At 43.2% G+C, this 382-nt stretch carries 1 protein-coding gene; it reads right to left on the bottom strand.

Annotation, left to right across the window (positions count from 1 at the left end; all coding sequences use genetic code 11):
• On the bottom strand, nucleotides 1-382 hold a 382-nt coding region (gene tilS / locus HC175_RS20250), incomplete at both ends, for a tRNA lysidine(34) synthetase TilS (RefSeq protein ID WP_168139851.1).

Raw genomic sequence — 382 nt, 5'->3', positions numbered from 1 at the left:
GAGCTTTGCTGCAGGTAACTCCTGGTCTTCCCGAAGCTTTCCAGCAACTGCGGATTTAATTCCAACAGCCTGGGTATAACTTCAATACGCACTTTATTCCTAAAATATTTCAAAGATTGATTACTACTGTCTTCCCGCCATTTTAAATGATTTTCATGTGCAAAATCCTCGATCTGTTTCCTTGTGAATGGCAACAAAGGCCTGCGTATACAATCATTTTTATCGGGAATTCCTGTAAGCCCGTCCAGGCCGGTACCCCGAATGAAATTAATTAAAACCGTCTCCAGGTTATCATTCGCATGATGTGCCGTAAATATATAATCGAACTGAAGCGTTTCGCATAACTCGTCAAACCAGTGGTACCTCAGCTCCCTCGCAGCCA

The organism is Salinimicrobium oceani (assembly GCF_012037645.1).
Note: the sequence above shows the minus strand (reverse complement) of the source record. Positions and strands in the feature narration are given on the sequence as shown.